The sequence below is a fragment of the Streptomyces tricolor genome, from assembly GCF_002155905.1.
GTDB classification, from domain to species: Bacteria; Actinomycetota; Actinomycetes; order Streptomycetales; family Streptomycetaceae; genus Streptomyces; species Streptomyces tricolor.
Window position 1 is genome coordinate 1 of sequence record NZ_MUMF01000541.1, and the last position, 15466, is coordinate 15466.

Here is a 15466-nt window from a genome sequence, read left to right on the forward strand (position 1 = left end):
CCCTCGCCATGACCGCCACCGACCCCACCGAAGGCGACCACCACTTCCGCCAAGCCGAAACCCACCCCGCCGCAGCCTCCTTCCCCTACGAGCTCGCCCGGATCCGCCTCGCCCACGGCATCCGCCTACGCCAAACCCAAGGCCGCAAAGCCGCCCGCCTCACCCTCACCCTCGCCACCGAAACCTTCGAACGCCTCGGCGCCCCCACCTGGGCCGAACGCAGCCGAGCCGAGCTGCGGGCCGCCGGAGCGTCCCCGCTCACCGCCTCGGCTCACCTGGCGACCCTGACCTGGCAGGAACGCCGGATAGCGGACCTCGCCGCCAGCGGTCTGACCAACAAGGAGATCGGTGCGCGTATGCACCTGTCGCCGCGCACGGTCAGCTCACACCTCTACCGGGTGTTCCCCAAGCTGGGCATCACCTCCCGCGCCGCACTGCGCGACGCATTGGGCAAGATGGCCGACAGCCAGGACGCCTGACGGCGGCAGGTGACGGCGGACCCCCGCGGCACCCCGGGTTCCCCCCTCCGGCGCGGCGCGTCACGGCTGCGGGGGGTGGGCCCGGATGCCGTGCTCGTCCAGCCAGCCGAGCACATAGTCGGCGACAAAGCGCCATCCGCTGTCGATGACCAGGGAGTGGGCCCGGTCCGCGAACTGCTTCAGGTCGGTGACGGCCGTCGTGTCGCCGTACTGCTTGTACACCGCGCGGGTGGCCTCGTCCGGTACGAGTCTGTCCTCCTGCCCGGAGATCAGCAGGAGCGGACCGCGCGCCGCGTTCCCGACGTCCGCCACGGCGCGCGGGCTGCGGGACGCGCTTGCGCACCCGAGGTCGGCGAGCAGGCGGCGCGGTGCCGGGACGACGTAGCGGTCGTAGAGCCTGTCGGACTCCTCCGCTTCGAGCGTGTTGGCGAAGACGTGGTGGAACTGTTCCGACGACAGGGTCACCAGCTCGTCGGCGGGGTCGCACCGGCCGGGCGGCAGCAGTCGGCCGGGGGACGCGGGCAGCGGGATGCCGTTGATCGGGGCGGGGGCGATGGCGACGGCGGCACGGCCGACATCAGCGGCGATGAGGTGCTGTGCGATGAGCCCGCCGACCGCGTGTCCGACGATCACCGGCGCGACTTCGAATGACCGTACGATTCCGGCGTAGTGGTCGGTCAGCGCCTCCAGACCGACACGACCGAGCGGCTCCGGTAACCTGCGCACGTCCGGCACGGCCTCGGCCTCACCCGGCCAGCCGGGCGCGAGGGCGAGGAATCCCCTGCCGGCGAAGCGCTCGGCCCACGACTCCCAGGAGAGCGCGTGCAGCCACGCGCCATGGATGAAGACGACGGGAGTGCGTTTCACGGATGGCTCCTCCGAGCACGACGACCATGGGCACCGGGGTGCACCGGCGGCTGTCTCAGCATCGTTCAGGCAGGGGCCAGGGGCGACAGTCGAATGACTTAACGTCGGCGGCCGTCGGCGCGCGCAGGCCGTGGCGCTCCCCCCAGGAAGCCGCGCCGAGGCGGACAGCGGTCTGCCGGCAGACGCCGGTCGGGGCGAGAACCGACACGGCAGCTCGTGTTCGACGGTCAAGTTACTTATGTACGGCGATCCCGCGCGGGCGAGAGTAGGTCGGGCCAACGTCCGCAGCAGGGAAGGATCCCACCGTCATGAGCGGCGACCAGCCAGGCGTACAGGACCGCCGGACAGCACCGCACGGTCGTCAGCGGCTGACCTTGGACATCGAGCGTGTGCTGGGCCTCTCGGCCCGGCAGGCGATCAGGGCGGAGTTCCGGTACGACCCGGCGCTGCCCCTGACCGTCTCCGTGGAGTTCCTCAGCGAGGGCGGCCCGCGGGTCCTGTGGCGGATCGGCCGGGACCTTCTGCAGCAGGGGCTGTACGCGATGAGCGGCCTCGGCGACGTCCAGATGTGGCCGTCGAACCTGGGGGAAGGGGCCACGGCACGGCTCCAGCTGGCCTCCAGGGACATGGCTGCACTGTTCGAACTGCCCATTCCACCGCTGGCGGCGTGGCTGGAGCACACCTACTCGCTCGTGCCCGCTGGCCAGGAGCTCGCCGGAGTCGACTGGGACGTCACCACGGCGGACCTGCTGCACGGCCCGGTGGAACCCTCGGAATGAGCACGGACGGAGATCCGCGACCTGCTCGACGCGTCACTGTCCTCCCCGGAGCTGCCGTCCACGCAGCTCACCGTGCCGTGTCCTCCGCCGACTTGGTCGCCCGGCCGGCGAACCTGCGCGGGCTTCCGCCCCGTTGGTCCGGAGCAGGCCGTGCGGTCGGCATGTTCATCGGCCGGCCCCCACGGCGGCGACAGTGGACAGCGCGGGCACAGGTCAGCGGTCTGACGTGATCCTCTCGTCCGGCCGCACGGCCCGCTTCCACAGCCCTCGGCGGTCCTGACGGCTGCGGACGAATCGACGTCCGCCGCTCTCACGGGCCGACGAGCCAGAGCGATACGCCTCACCACTGCCGGATGCGTCGTGGGCGTCGCCTCGGGCAGCACCGCTCGGAGTCCCTGGCACGGCAGGCCGACGCACAGGCCGTCGCCGCGGACGCGCGGCTGAGCGCACGGACATTCATCACCTACTTGACGGGTGACGGAAAGGGCTGCCACGATTGCGTCACCGCCTCAACAGGTGACACATGAAGTGTCCTGCAAGGGAGGTGGTCGAAGACTTGTCGGAACCAGATGGGGAGCCCAGTCATGGCAGTCAGCTACACCGCCGTCGTCGACGTCGACGGAGAGGGCCGCAACGGCGGTCACGTTCGCTCCTCCGACGGTCTTCTGGAGACGGGCCTCGCACTCCCCAAGGAACTGGGTGGCGCCGGCACCGCGACCAACCCCGAGCAGCTCCTGGCCGCCGGCTGGGCCGCCTGCTTCCTCGGCGCCCTGCGCCGGGCCGCCACGACTCGCAAGGTACGGCTGGCCAGTACCAGCATCACCGCCGAGATCACCCTCACCCACGGCGACGACGGTGAGTTCTCGCTCTCCGCGGTCCTCAGCCCGGTCCTCGGCGGCGTCGACCAGGCCACGGCCGAGGAACTGGCGCAGACCGCCCACCGGATCTGCCCCTACTCCAAGGCCACGCGCGACAACATCCCGGTCGTCCTCAAGGCCACGGCTGCCGCGTGACTCCCTGACGGCGGGTCCCGTGCGACTTCCCCCGGCACGGGACCCGCTTCTTCTCCTCCCGCCACACCGGCACCGCCCATCGAAGAGCAAGGGCAGGACATGGTCTCCATGACGCACCCATGTGCCCGGAAGACCGGACACCGCCGTTCCGCCCCCGCACGATCGACATCACCTCCTGAAGGGGTGACTGAGAGCGTCGATCGGGCACCGGGTGCGCCTGACCGGACGACTGCTGTCCGTGACAGGGCCGCTGGCGCCCAAGACCAGGCCGCTACCCGCTCCGGCGAGCGGCGAGCCTGGAGCGCGGAAGCGTCGCAGGCACCTGCGTGGCCGGACGCCATGCAGGTGTGGAGCTTGTCGGCGAGCGCGGCGCTGTCAGGATACGGCCCGACAGCCTCGGACTTCGTGTGATGCCGGGCCCGGGGAGCGCCGCCGCCGCGACATCATCGCGCCCAGGAGGCGCTGACCAGCCCACCGCGGCGCCACGGCCTCCGCCTGTGGGCCGATCGGGTCGTCTCGCGCACTCACCGGAGCCAACCCGAGCCGAGGGACGCCGGGCGTCCGGCGACCACCCCGCCCCGATGGATGCCACGGGAACGGCGGGCGCCCCGGCAGCGGCCCATGAGCGTCGGCCCTACCTGGTCGGCTCCCACCGGCGCGGACCTCACCCGTCCCGCGTGGCGAACCACCGCCGTCGGCACATGTCTCTGTCGGCACGTGTCTGCACGGTGGCGCGGCCCGCCGGCGGGACGAGCGGATGAGTATCAGCCGGCAGCGCCCGTCGCGGCCTCGCCCGGCTGCACCAGGGTGTACATGACGGAACGCTGCTGCTTGTGCCGCCGGATGCGGCCCTTGGCGACAAGGGCCTCAAGGGTGTTCCGCACGACCTGAGGCGTCGGGTTGCGGTCGGGGTACTTCTCCAGGAGCTCGTCCCGCAGTTCCTTCGCCAGGCGCGGCTCCTTGTACTGGCCGAGCAGCTCGGCGAGCAGGTCACCGAGCAGAGGCTGACGCGACTTCCCCTTCGCGCCGGCCTTCGCCCCCCTGCCCGCCGGAGCGGTCTTCGCCGGTGACGAGCGCCGTGAGGATGCCCGGGAGGCGGGCTTCGACTTCGCGACGACGGGCTCGTCCTGCATCTGCTCGGGCAGACGGGACGGGTCCGCAAACCCTTCGTACCGCTCGGCGAGGCTCAGGATGTCCTCCAGGAGGGCCTCCTGTTGTTGCAACACCTTGATCCGCTCTGCCAGCTCCTTCTGCAGACGGCGGTTCTCCTCCAGGTCCGATGCGGCCTGTACCGCGTACCGCGACCGGAGCGTGGCGGCTGACTGGCTGGTCACAACCGTTCACTCCCTCGATATGGATGACGTTGCGCATGGTACCCACGCCCAGGGTCCCGCTGCAGATAAGTGTCGATACCAGGCGGTTGTCGGACAGGATTTCCGACCCGGCCGCCGGCGCCCGCTGTGAACAAGGTGCCCGGTGAGTGTGTGGTCGAACCACACCCGCAACAGGAGAGCGGCGAGTCTGCCGGGGTACGTCGGGAACACTTGTGCGCCTGCCGGCTCGCCGTGTGGCTCGTTGTACCTCCTGGAGATGTCCTGGGGTGTGCACTGGAGCTGGGGCACCGGGCAAGTCCGGTGCCTTGGGCAGCGGGCCGGGCCCGGCAGCCAGTGTCTTGGTCTCCCGGATGAGGCGATGCCAGCACACGGTCGTCACCTCATCGACCGCCAAGGGACAGCCGCCTCTGCACGGCCCCTCTCCACGGACTCTCTGCACTGATTGCCTGGGGAGGGATGGCCGAAAGGAGGGCAGCCTCCGAACGATCACCTCGCAGGAGACACGTGTGTTCGCTCCGAGCGGTCCGCCACGCGAGTCAAGCAGCTGCGGGGATCGGGGCATGCCTGCTAGAAGGCACGTTGACCCTGGGATACGCAGATCATCCACACACATGTTTCTCTCAATGGCGCGGCAATCACAGCAGCGACACAAATGCAGCAGTACTGTGGCGCTCACCCCTGCCTACAGTGCAGTTGCGGAGCTGCATCCGGTCTCCGGCTCGCCGCATGACACAGGACCAGGATGGTTCAGAACGCTATGGCTACCCCCCTCACCGCTGTACCCGGATCCGACCTGCTCGGCGTCATCATGAGGGAACACCGCGACGGTCTCGTCTCGTACGCCGAGAAGATGCTGGGTGACCGTGGGCTCGCCGAGGACATCGCGCAGGAGGCCATCATCCGCGCCTGGCGGAACATCGACCGTCTGCTCGGAATGGAGGGGTCCGTGCGAGGCTGGCTCTTCACCGTGACCCGGCACCTGGTCATCGACGGGGTGCGCAAGCCCCACGCCCGGAGGGAGATCGCCGGAGACGCCTACAACGACCCGGTGTCGGGTACCGACGGGACCGAGGCGGTGCACAACCGCCTCGTGGTCCGACCGCTCCTGCGCAAGTTGTCCGCCGAACACCGCGCCGTGCTGGTGCACATCTACCTGTGCGACCGCACCATCCAGGAGACCGCCGGCATCCTCGGAGTCCCGGTAGGCACCGTCAAGAGCCGTCAGCACAACGCCCTGCGCAAGCTGCGTGCCGCCGTGCGGCCCGAGGCGGCCTGACCGTCCGGGCCATGGCCGCGTGCTGTGGCGCGGTGCGAACAGCGCCGTGACCGCCCCGGTGCTGCGCAGGACCGGACAGTCGACCGGTCGGCATCCAGCGTCGTACGCCGCTGCGGACAGGCCGTCCACCGCGCCGCCTCGCGCGGCGTCTGACGGATCGGCACCGCGTGACGTATTCGCGTGAACCCGGGGCCCCGCCACAGCCGTGTACTGACTGGCCCAGTGACACGGAAGGCCTCCTCGTTCCGACGGACCGTCGTGTCACACCTCTGACCGGAAGGACTGCCATGCTCGTTCGTTCCCTTACGGCTCTTGCCTGCGGCGCTGTCGCCACCTTGGCCCTCGGTGTCTCCCCCGCCTCGGCGGCGCCGACCGCGAGCTGCGACGGCGCCCTCGTGCTCTGGGACAACGTCAACTACAACGGCACCCACATCTGCTTCGGTTCCTGGGAGTCGGAGAGCGACCTCGGCAAGGTCTCGGCGCTGCCCAGCGGGAGCATGCAGGACAAGACCTCGTCGGTGCAGAACTTCACCGACTCGGCCTTCTGCCTGTACGTCGATAACAACTACGCGGGCGACAGGTTCACGGTCTACGCGCACACGTCGATCGTCGACATGAGGGTCCCGAACCCCTACTGGAACGACAAGATCAGTTCAGTGCGGCCTGGCGCCTGCTGACGGCTTCTGCCGAGTGACCGTGACTGTAATCCGGCGGCTCGGCGGACCGCAGGCGGCAGAGGGGACCGACACCTCCGCGGCACCCTGTATCTGGACACCGCGGAGGTGCGGTCGCTGTCCTCCGGGCGAGGCCGTCGCACGGCGCTGGTCACCGCCCGCTCAGGAGAAGGCTGCATGGGCATTGCGGTTCAGCGTCCCCGTGCCCTTGGTGCTCCTCCGGCACCAATGTGTATACATGTGCTCCCAGCGTGCCCAACGGCCGGGCGGCCGGGCCATGGGGGGGCAGCGCCTCGTCCGCGCCGGCTGCGGCTCGACGCGGACGTGAGTGCCGTAGGGGCACCTTTCGCCTCGGCGGGGTCCTTCCGGGCCGCTCTAGTAGGTGGTCACAAGGGGTTTGGTCGCGTCGACGACGTACGTGGAAAGCATCATCGTCGTGACCGTGCCGACGTTGCGGGCGTTGTGGATGACGCCGTCGGGGATGAAGAACGGGTCGCCCGTGCGCAGCCGGAGGGGCGGCCGGTCGTCGAACTCCATCAGGACGTCGCCCCGGACGATGTAGCCCACCTCGATGCCCGGGTGGCTGTGCCGGCCCGACTCCTTGTGCCGGGGGATCTGCACGATCGTCTGCACGGCTTCCCAGCCTTCGGCGGGCGAAGGGTGCTCCTGGAGCAGGGTGCGGGTGACACCTGCGGTCGGATCGGGGTCCGCCGGGGGGCGGGCAAGCCCGGCCGCGTCGGCGGGGGACGGCAGGGCCGCGGCGCCGAGGGCTCCGGCCGCAGCGGCGCCGCTCGCACGGAGCAGATGGCGTCGGTCGAACATGGTGTGTCCTCACGAGTGTGGTGCGGGCATGAAAGAGACAGAACGATCGTTGATTCCGTCACGCAATCACGGGCCCGGCACACACACAAGGTGAAACCCGGCCACAAGATACGTGTGTCCACTTCGCCGGTGGAGAAAGGTATGTGACCGCCCCGGCCCGCGGGAGAACGGGACGTCGCACTCACATGGGCGAGGACTGGGCATGGACCCTGACCAGAGTTTCCTGGAGCCCCCAGCCCAACGGCAGGGCCGACCGGCACCTGTGCGTCACCCCGCTCGGGACACCCGCCCCTGAGGGCATCCGCAAGCACCCGCGCCGTGCTGGGTGGTGAACAGCGGCGACGCCCGTCCGGGCCCGCGTCCCAACCCGGCACCTCCGGCTCGGACGGCACGGCGCCGTCAAGGTTGCGTCGTGTCGCTTCGGGTGTCGAGCGTGTACGGGCCGTCGGCCCTGACCAGCGACCTGTCCGCCGGCCGTCCTCCAGGGAGGACAACGTGACGACGGCCGGTGGGACAGGCGCCCTGCCCTCGACGCGGACCCGGCCGCGAACCGGTATGCCGCCCGACGCGGAGCGCTGCGCGTCCGAGCCGACGGCCTGCCCGAGTACGGGCGTCCCCGTGGGCCTCGGCGTCCTATGCCACCTGCACCGCCTGCACCGCGTGCGCCGCCTGGGCCAGCCACGGTGGCCTCCGCCGCGGGACGGAGAGATCATCGCGGCAAGGGCGAGCTGGGCCGGGAACGGGCAGACCGCTGTTCAGGCCCTGGGCAGCGCGGGCAGTGATCAGCGCTGCGGGGGGCGACGCCAGGCCAGCCACCAGGGAGCCGACGCGGTAGATCGACGGTCCCGTGCTCGGCGGTTTCGTCGTAGCGGGTGGCGATCCCTCGCCGCTGCTTCAAGCGGTTGAAGCAGCGTTCGACCACGTTGCGCCGCTTATGGAGGTGCTTGACGAAGGCCGGCGGACGCCCACCGCGATGACCGCGCCGGATCCGGTTACGGATCTGGCCGGACCGTTCCGGATCGTATGGCCGACGCCCCGCCGCCCGAGCCATGCCCGGATCGCTGTGGAACTGTAGCCCTTGTCGCCGACGACATGGTCGGGCCGGGCACGGGGCCGTCCCGGTCCGAGGCGGGGCACCCATATCGCGCCCATCACGGCGGTGAACCGGGTGCAGTCGTTGGTGTTCCCGCCCGTGACGGTGAAGGCGAGCGACGCCCCAGGGCGTATCAAGCCAGGTGGATCTTGCTGGTCAGGCCACCTCGCGAGCGTCCGAGTCCCGGCTGACCGAGCCCCTTTTTCGGGCCCCGCAGCATGCTGATGGGCACGGAGGACGGTGGAGTCGACCGACACGACGCCAGTCGATGTTCCCGGCAGCGTCCGCCCTCGCCTTGGCGGCCCGGAGCATCCGCGGGAACGTGCCGTCCAGGGCCCACCGGCGGAACCGGGTGTGCAGTGTGGCCCACGGGCGGTATCGCTCGGGCACGTCCCGCCAGGCGGTCCCGGTGCGGAACACCGGTCGTGTTGATCAACGGTCATTGGCTCCACACCGCAACGCTCGCCGCTACCGCACCTGACGACTTCACCTCGCGATCTCCACATGGAGAGCAACGTCCTGCCCCCAGGTCGACCGCGCCTCACTCGGGCTCGGCCCGCGGGCGGAGCCTCGGCCGGCGCCCGCAAGCCGAGCTCGACGCCTGGCATGCCGACAAGTGCGCCGCCCGGCTCCCCGCCCAGTCATTCCTGCCCTGGCGCACGGCCACCGGCGCCCTGCCCCGGATCCCCCTGCAGCCTCGCGTGGTCAAGCAGGGCCAGACCTCGATGCACGAGCACCGTCACCTCGCCATGCTCCGCCCGGAGCCGTCACACCCCTGGCGATCACCGAGCTGATCCACCACCAGCACATAAGACGATCGGTCATCTTGACCCTTGCATCCGACTCCACCCACCACTAACGTCTAAGACGACCGGTCATTTTCACCCACACAAACTCAGGAGGACCGCATCATGTCCGATCTTCTCGACACCGTCCTCGCCGCCCACGGTGGCCTCGACCGCTGGCACTCCGCTACACGGCTCACGGCCGAGGTGCAGGCCGGCGGCGCACTGTGGGGCCTCAAGGGCCAGCCCGGAGTACTCGACCGTTACACCATCTCCGTCGACCTGCACCGCCAGTCGGCCGCCTTTGCGCCCTTCGCGGAGCCCGAACTGCGCGCGGTGTACACCCCCGACCGGGTCGCGATCGAGACCCTCGACGGCCAGGTGACGCAGCAGCGCACCCAGCCGCGGACGTCCTTCGCCGGGCACACGCTCGAGACGCCGTGGGACCGTCTGCACGCGGCGTACTTCGCCGGGTATGCCATGTGGACCTATCTGACCGAGCCCTTCGTCTTCGCCGAGCCGGGCTTCACCGCCACGGAGATCGCACCCTGGGAGGAGAACGGTGAGATCTGGCGACGCCTGCAGGTGACCTTCCCCGACCACATCGCCACCCACAGTCGGGTGCAGACCTATTACGTCGACGCCGAGGGCCTCATCCGGCGCCACGACTACCGCCCCGACGTGTTCGGTGCCGCCGACCGCGACTCAGCGCACTACACGTGGGAGCACTGGACGTTCGGCGGACTCGTCTTCCCGACCAGGCGCTCGGTGCACCTCACCGACGAGCACAACCAGAAGGTCGCCGAACCGGTGATCGTCTCCATCGACCTCACCGATATCACGGTCTCGTCATGAGCGGCTATCGCGCCGTCGAAGCGACCGCCGACGGTGGATTCGCCGTCGTCGAGCGAGAGTTCGAGCAGCCGAGGGCCGGACGGGTCCGGATCGCCGTCGAAGCGTGCGGGGTCTGCCACAGCGACGTAGCCGGGATCATGAACGTGACCAGCAGTCGGCCGTCCGGCGTTCCCGTGGTGCCCGGGCACGAGGTCATCGGCCGGATCGATGCCGTCGGTGACGGCGTTTCCGGCTGGCGTATCGGGCAGCGGGTCGGTCTGGGCTACCTGGGCGGGCACTGCGGCACGTGCGCGACGTGCCGTCGCGGGGACTTCGTGTACGGCACCGACCAGCCGGTGCTGGGCGACAGCCAGCAAGGTGGATACGCGGAGTACATCACAGCCCGGACGTCGGGTCTCGTCGCGGTGCCGGACGGCATACCGGCGGCCGAGCTGGCCCCGTTGATGTGTGCGGGCCTGACGGTGCATCGCGCGCTGGTGACCTCGGTCGCGCGCACGGGCGACCTCGTCGCTGTCCAGGGCATCGGCGGCCTGGGACACCTCGGGATCCAGTACGCGCGTGCCATGGGGTTCCAGGTGGCGGCGGTCGCACGGGGTCAGGGGAAGAAAGAGCTCGCGCTCCGGCTGGGGGCGCACCACTACATCGACTCCAGCGAGGGCGACCCGGGGCAGGCGCTGCAGGAACTCGGTGGTGCCAGGGTCGTTCTCGCCACCGCCAGCAGTGGCGCCTCGATGTCGCCGCTGGTCGGGGGGCTTGCCGTCCGCGGGCAGCTGGTCGTCGTGGGTGCGGCGCAGGATCCGATCGAGGTCGGCACCATCCCCCTCATCTTCGGCGCCCGCTCGATCGTCGGCTCGTTGACCGGCACGCCTCACGACAACGAGGACAACATCGGCTTCGCCCGGGCCCACGGCATCCGCCCGATGGTCGAAACCGTTCCCTTGGAGCAGGCCGGCGAGGCGTACGCGCGGATGATGTCCGGCGACGCGCGCTTCCGGATGGTGCTTCAGGTCGGTCCATGACCTTGGGGCGGGTGCCGAATCCGGCGGGGCCCGGCGGAAATGCCCGCCCCAATCTGGTCTCGACACACCTACACATCCTTCCCATGCACTCTCGCTGAACGTATTCACTGGGTGCCGCCGAGTGTGCGCAGTCGGACTCGACGTATGCGCTTGACCAATAAGACGACCGTTCATATTCTCAGGTTCGAGAAGGAAGAAGGAGTCCGTATGCCCAGGCCCAGCGTTCGAGAGCAACTGGTCGATGCCGCCGCGGAGTGCTTCCACGAGCGCGGGTACAACGGCACGGGGATTCAGGACATCGCCCGTACGGCCGGCGTCCCGAAAGGCTCGGTCTACAACCACTTCGCGAGCAAGGAAGCGCTGGCCGCGGAGGTCATGGACCGCTACGCCGTCTCCCGCAAACTGGAGATGCTGCGCGACAAGGCCGTCGCCCCCGTGCCGCGCCTCCGCGCCCACTTCGAGTACCTCGCCTCGGATCTGAAGCAGTTCTCCTTTGAGCGCGGGTGCATGTTCGGAAACTTCGGGGCGGAACTCTCGAACCATAGCGACGCGATGCGCGGCAAGGTCGACTCCGGTCTGACTCTGTGGACCACCGCCGTCACTCAGGTTCTGGAAGAAGCCCGTGCGGCGGGCGCGCTCATGACCTCCCTCACTCCTGACCAACTGGGGCAGTTCCTCGTGAACGCATGGGAAGGCGCGGTGCTGCGGGCGAAGGTGACCCGGAGTCGGACCCCGCTGGACGGCTTCTTCGTCGTCTTCGACTCCTTCGTCGCCTGAAGCGCTGTCCAGAGGGCGGTGCTCTGGATGAAATCCCCGCCGAGCGGGACCACGCTGGTGGACGCTTACCCGCCTGATCCGCCATCCGCGGATGCAGTCGTGCCGGGTGCAGCTGGCCTATCGCGGATGCGGCGAACCGAGCGTAGCGGGCTGCTCTCCGTCTCCCTCGGCACCGCCGGACTCGGCGGCGCATAGCAGTCCGCGACGCTGGTCGAATCGGCTCCGCTTGTGGTCAGTGACGGGCTCTTCGCGGTGAGCGGGTGGGTGTGGCTGGTACTCCTGACGGAGTACGCACGTCACGGCGGAGCACGCTGCTCGAACCTCGTCAACGATCTGCGACATCCGGAGCAGGGCTTCGCACGCGCCTATGTCCCCATCGTCGGCAGGGGCACCGAGCAGGCCGTGACGGTTACGGACACCCGGCTCTACGGGAAGGCGAGCGCACAGGCGTGGGACCGGCTGCACCCACGGCTGACGCGCCCGCGCCGCATGGCTCGACCACGATGGGCCGCTGCCCATCATCGAGGGCACCGTCATCCGCCCGGTCGTGGAGAAGCTGCCCAGCGGCGGGGTCAACAAGCCGGTCTGGCTGTGGTGGTCGCGCATCAGCGCCACCGAGGCCGATGTCGACCGCTGCTGGCAGTCCTTCCTCCGCCGCTTTGACATCGAGCACACATTCCGCCTGTTCAAGCAGACCCTTGGTTGGACCAAGCCCCGTCTTCCCAGCTCGGAAGCGGCCGACCGGTGGACCTGGCTGGTGATCGCCGCCTATGCCCAACTCCGGCTTGCCCGACCGCTGGCCATCGACCTCCGCAGGCCCTGGGAGAAGCCGACCGAGCCGAACAAACTGACACCCGCCCGCGTCCGCAGAGGGTTCAGAAACCTGCACGCGAAGACCGGCTCCCCGGCCAGTGCACCGAAACCATCGCGTCCCGGGCCTGGCCGGCCGCCGGGCTCGAAGAACCGACGCCAAGCCACCCGTTCACGACGTGGGCAGAGTCCTAGCCGCAGGCGAGGCATTCAGCCGTCCCACCCACCACAAGGTCGGCACCAAACCACGCCGCACCGGATAGAGGTGGTGGCTTGTCATCGACCGCGGATGCGTCGGTGGGATCCTTGGGCGCGTGGCTGGAGACGATACGCAAGGTGACTCGCAGGGATACGTGACTCCCGTTCGGGCCGAGGTCGAACGCCTGCTTACTGAAGCGGAGCGTCGAGAACGCGCTGCCCACCAACGCGTGCGCTTTTGGGGCGTCATCGATATTGCGCTGGGCTTTCCCGCCGCCGTGCTCGCTGGCCTCTCCGGAGCTACCGGTCTTGCCTCCCCAGATGCCCGTGTTCCTGCGGCAGTGCTGGCCCTCGTCTCCGCCGGACTCTCAGCAGGGGCGGGCTTCCTCCGCAGCGATGTCAGACGCGCCGAGAACCGGCGCAGCCGACTGGCATGGGCTGAGGTCGAAGCGGGAGCCCGTCTACTTCTGGCTCAGGAGGCTCAGATGGATCGTGAAGGCATCCAGGAAGCCCTCCGAAACTTGTTCGACAGCCGGACACGAGCCATTGCAACCCATACAGAGAATGCTGGACCGACCCCGTGACCCCAGCAGCACGCGAGCACCACCATGTTCGAGGCTCACTCGACTCCGGACGTTAAACGACAAGCTAAGGGATGTCGATCTCGTACATGGCGGCACCGTCCAGGTACCGCACAGTGTTCAAGTCCCGCCGCAGCACCGCCTCCACTGGGTGCCGCAAGCTCAGGACGACGGGATACGTGAGGTCCCACGTGGTGGCGGCGATCTCCTCGCCCGGCCGGACCAGCAGCGTCACCTCGCGCACACTCTCCAGTTTCCGCACCTCGTCGAGGGCGCGGTAGCGCACCAGACGGCCGGACGCGGGCGACACCAGGGCCGCCCATGCGGCCGCGGTCCGGCGCTGGTACGGGGTGCCGGCCCGTGCGAGGAATCTGAGCGGCCTGACGTAGGCGTCGACGGCCCACTCCAGCTGGCCCTCGCCGATGGCGTCCGCGACGTGGTACGGCAGTCCGGACGGCCGGGCGCCGGCCTCCACCAGCCGGGGACCGTCCGGCGTCAGCTTGATCTCCAGGTGGGCGGGGCCGTGGCGGATGCCGAGGGCGTCCAGCACCCGGAAGGTGTAGGGCACCAGTTCGTCGGTGGACGGGTCGTCGCTGCGGAGCAGGATCTGCGCGACGACCAGGTCCCGGACGCCGTTGGCCGTGACGCGGTCCGTGCTCCAGACGTCGGTGACGGTGTGCACGCCCGCGCAGCTCACGGTGTTGACGATGTACTCGGCGCCGGTGAGGTACTCCTGGGCGACCACCTCGGTGATCCGCTCGCCGAGCGCGGACGTCGCGTTCCGGAGGTCCGCGAGCGCGGCGGCCGACTCGTCGGGCGAGTCGCAGAACCGCACGCCATGGCCCAGGGCGCCGCGCAGCGGCTTCACCACGGCGGTCCGGCCCAGGTCCGCGTGCCAGGCGCGCAGCTCCGCCTCGTCGCCGGTGCGCAGCTGCCGCATCGCGGGCACGCCCTCCGTCCGGACGCACTCGATCTGGAGGTACTTGTCGCGTCGGGCCGCGCTGAGCGCCGTGCCGTTGGACGGCAGCCCCAGCCGTTCCGACAGGGCGTCGGCCAGCTCCACCCCGGACTCCCGGCCGGGCAGCACGGCACGCGGCCGCAACGCCGCGAGCCTCCCCGTCAGGTCGTCGAGGTGCCCCTCGTCGAAAAGCGTGTGGCTGAACCTCGCCGGGTCCACGGGCGCGACTCCCGGCAGGAGGTCGGGGGTGCTGCGGACATGGATCACCGCGCCGCCGGCCGCGGCGAAGGCGTCCACATAGCGGTGCGACGTGCCGAAGGCGTCCACGACGGCCACCTGGAAGTCCGGCATAGGTGTTCCTTTCGCGGGTCGGTGCGTGGCGCTGCGCGGGGCGGCGCGTTGTGCTGCGCGGGTCGTCCGTCGCGCTGCGCGGTCAGTGCGTGGCGGGGCCGAGGGTCTCGGCGACGCGGCGGCGTGCCGTCAGCAGCCGGTGCACGGCGTTCGTCAGGACGTTGTGCACGCTGAAGCCGGATGTGCCCAGCTCGTCGCCCCGGCCGTCACCCGGCCCGGCGCCGCCGAGGAAGTCCCGTTCGCCGTCCTGGGCGAGGATGCTCTGCCGGGTGGGCCTCGCGGACGGTGCGAACGCCTCCGGTATCGCCTTCCTGGTGACGCCCAGGTGCACCATGCGGAAGTCCACGAACGTGTCGATCACACCGAGCAGTGCGACGGCGGCACGGCGGTCGAGCTTCAGACGGCCGTCGAGTACCGCCTGTACGACGTTGTCGCCGTCGCGGGACCGCTCGCGCCACTCGGAGACGATGGGCCGCGACCACGCCGGCAAGTACGCCAAGGACTGGTCGAGGTACAGCTCGTACAACGCGGTCGGCGCCAGCAGTGCCAGCTCCAGCAGCTGCACGCTCGGCATGAACGCGCCGCTGGCGCCGCGGGCACCGCCCGGATGGCCCATGTGATAGCGGCGGAACGCCTGGAACGCCTCCCTGGGCAGCCTGCCGTACTGCGCCATGTACCGCCGGAAGTCGTCGAGGCCACGGAGCGCCTCCTCCAGCGCGGCGGCCGGGTCCACGGCGTCCGGTTCCAGCACCAGTGAGCTCAGACGGTCGAAGGCGCCGCGCGCGGCCGGTTCCG

14 protein-coding genes and 2 pseudogenes are annotated in these 15466 nt (G+C 69.9%); 9 read left to right on the top strand and 7 right to left on the bottom strand.

The genetic code is table 11. The features are described 5' to 3' along the window. Positions 1 to 479 (top strand): LuxR C-terminal-related transcriptional regulator (locus CCN44_RS32960; RefSeq protein ID WP_143650110.1); only part of this gene is annotated, 479 nt, incomplete at its 5' end. A 60-nt stretch (positions 480 to 539) separates the two neighbouring features. Here CCN44_RS32960 and CCN44_RS32965 read toward each other — a convergent pair. Continuing rightward, positions 540 to 1346, bottom strand: coding sequence for an alpha/beta hydrolase (locus CCN44_RS32965; protein WP_086701883.1), 807 nt, complete (start codon positions 1344 to 1346; stop codon positions 540 to 542). A 308-nt stretch (positions 1347 to 1654) separates the two neighbouring features. Between CCN44_RS32965 and CCN44_RS32970 the strand changes: the two genes are divergently transcribed. Continuing rightward, positions 1655 to 2125, top strand: coding sequence for an SsgA family sporulation/cell division regulator (locus CCN44_RS32970; protein ID WP_167404056.1), 471 nt, complete (start codon positions 1655 to 1657; stop codon positions 2123 to 2125). A gap of 584 nt (positions 2126 to 2709) precedes the next feature. Then, positions 2710 to 3138: an Ohr family peroxiredoxin gene (locus CCN44_RS32975; protein WP_086701886.1), complete on the top strand. Its 429-nt coding sequence runs from the start codon at positions 2710 to 2712 to the stop codon at positions 3136 to 3138. Positions 3139 to 3902: 764 nt separating this feature from the next. Here the strand turns inward: CCN44_RS32975 and CCN44_RS32980 are convergent. After that, positions 3903 to 4472: a hypothetical protein gene (locus tag CCN44_RS32980; protein WP_086701889.1), complete on the bottom strand. Its 570-nt coding sequence runs from the start codon at positions 4470 to 4472 to the stop codon at positions 3903 to 3905. A gap of 757 nt (positions 4473 to 5229) precedes the next feature. Here CCN44_RS32980 and CCN44_RS32985 point away from each other — a divergent pair. Then, entirely contained in the window at positions 5230 to 5748 is a 519-nt protein-coding gene (locus CCN44_RS32985; protein ID WP_237480866.1) for a sigma-70 family RNA polymerase sigma factor, read from the top strand. Between the two features lie 287 nt (positions 5749 to 6035). After that, complete coding sequence (locus CCN44_RS32990) at positions 6036 to 6425, top strand: peptidase inhibitor family I36 protein (RefSeq protein WP_086701894.1); 390 nt, start codon at positions 6036 to 6038, stop codon at positions 6423 to 6425. Between the two features lie 372 nt (positions 6426 to 6797). Here CCN44_RS32990 and CCN44_RS32995 read toward each other — a convergent pair whose 3' ends face one another. From CCN44_RS32995 to CCN44_RS47925, 3 genes are all read right to left on the bottom strand, one after another. After that, the gene (locus CCN44_RS32995; RefSeq protein WP_086701896.1) at positions 6798 to 7244 is read right to left on the bottom strand and encodes a cupin domain-containing protein; all 447 of its coding nucleotides are present in this window, start codon (positions 7242 to 7244) and stop codon (positions 6798 to 6800) included. An 894-nt stretch (positions 7245 to 8138) separates the two neighbouring features. Beyond that, positions 8139 to 8594 carry a transposase gene (locus CCN44_RS47530; protein WP_414820536.1) on the bottom strand — a complete coding sequence of 152 codons (456 nt, stop codon included), beginning with the start codon at positions 8592 to 8594 and terminating at the stop codon, positions 8139 to 8141. Further along, positions 8494 to 8757, bottom strand: a complete 264-nt coding sequence (locus tag CCN44_RS47925) for a transposase (RefSeq protein WP_414820537.1) — start codon at positions 8755 to 8757, stop codon at positions 8494 to 8496. Before CCN44_RS47925 ends, CCN44_RS47530 begins: the two co-directional genes overlap by 101 nt. Before the next feature lie 491 nt (positions 8758 to 9248). Here CCN44_RS47925 and CCN44_RS33005 point away from each other — a divergent pair, with 491 nt between their 5' ends. From CCN44_RS33005 to CCN44_RS46730, 4 genes and pseudogenes are all read left to right on the top strand, one after another. After that, a complete protein-coding gene (locus CCN44_RS33005) occupies positions 9249 to 9977 on the top strand; it encodes a hypothetical protein (protein ID WP_086701902.1) in 729 nt (242 codons plus the stop codon). Further along, on the top strand, positions 9974 to 10996 hold the full coding sequence (locus tag CCN44_RS33010) for a zinc-binding dehydrogenase (protein WP_086701904.1): 1023 nt from the start codon (positions 9974 to 9976) through the stop codon (positions 10994 to 10996). Before CCN44_RS33005 ends, CCN44_RS33010 begins: the two co-directional genes overlap by 4 nt. A 207-nt stretch (positions 10997 to 11203) precedes the next feature. Further along, positions 11204 to 11773, top strand: coding sequence for a TetR/AcrR family transcriptional regulator (locus CCN44_RS33015; RefSeq protein WP_158103182.1), 570 nt, complete (start codon positions 11204 to 11206; stop codon positions 11771 to 11773). Between the two features lie 387 nt (positions 11774 to 12160). Beyond that, positions 12161 to 12846: pseudogene (locus CCN44_RS46730) on the top strand (NF041680 family putative transposase); the annotation flags it as partial. 583 nt (positions 12847 to 13429) lie between these two features. On the opposite strand, the gene CCN44_RS33030 reads toward CCN44_RS46730, so the two are convergent. Both CCN44_RS33030 and CCN44_RS44640 read right to left on the bottom strand, forming a co-directional pair. Beyond that, a complete protein-coding gene (locus CCN44_RS33030) occupies positions 13430 to 14671 on the bottom strand; it encodes an ATP-grasp domain-containing protein (protein WP_086701909.1) in 1242 nt (413 codons plus the stop codon). 82 nt (positions 14672 to 14753) lie between these two features. After that, a pseudogene (locus tag CCN44_RS44640) lies at positions 14754 to 15466 on the bottom strand (hypothetical protein); the annotation flags it as partial.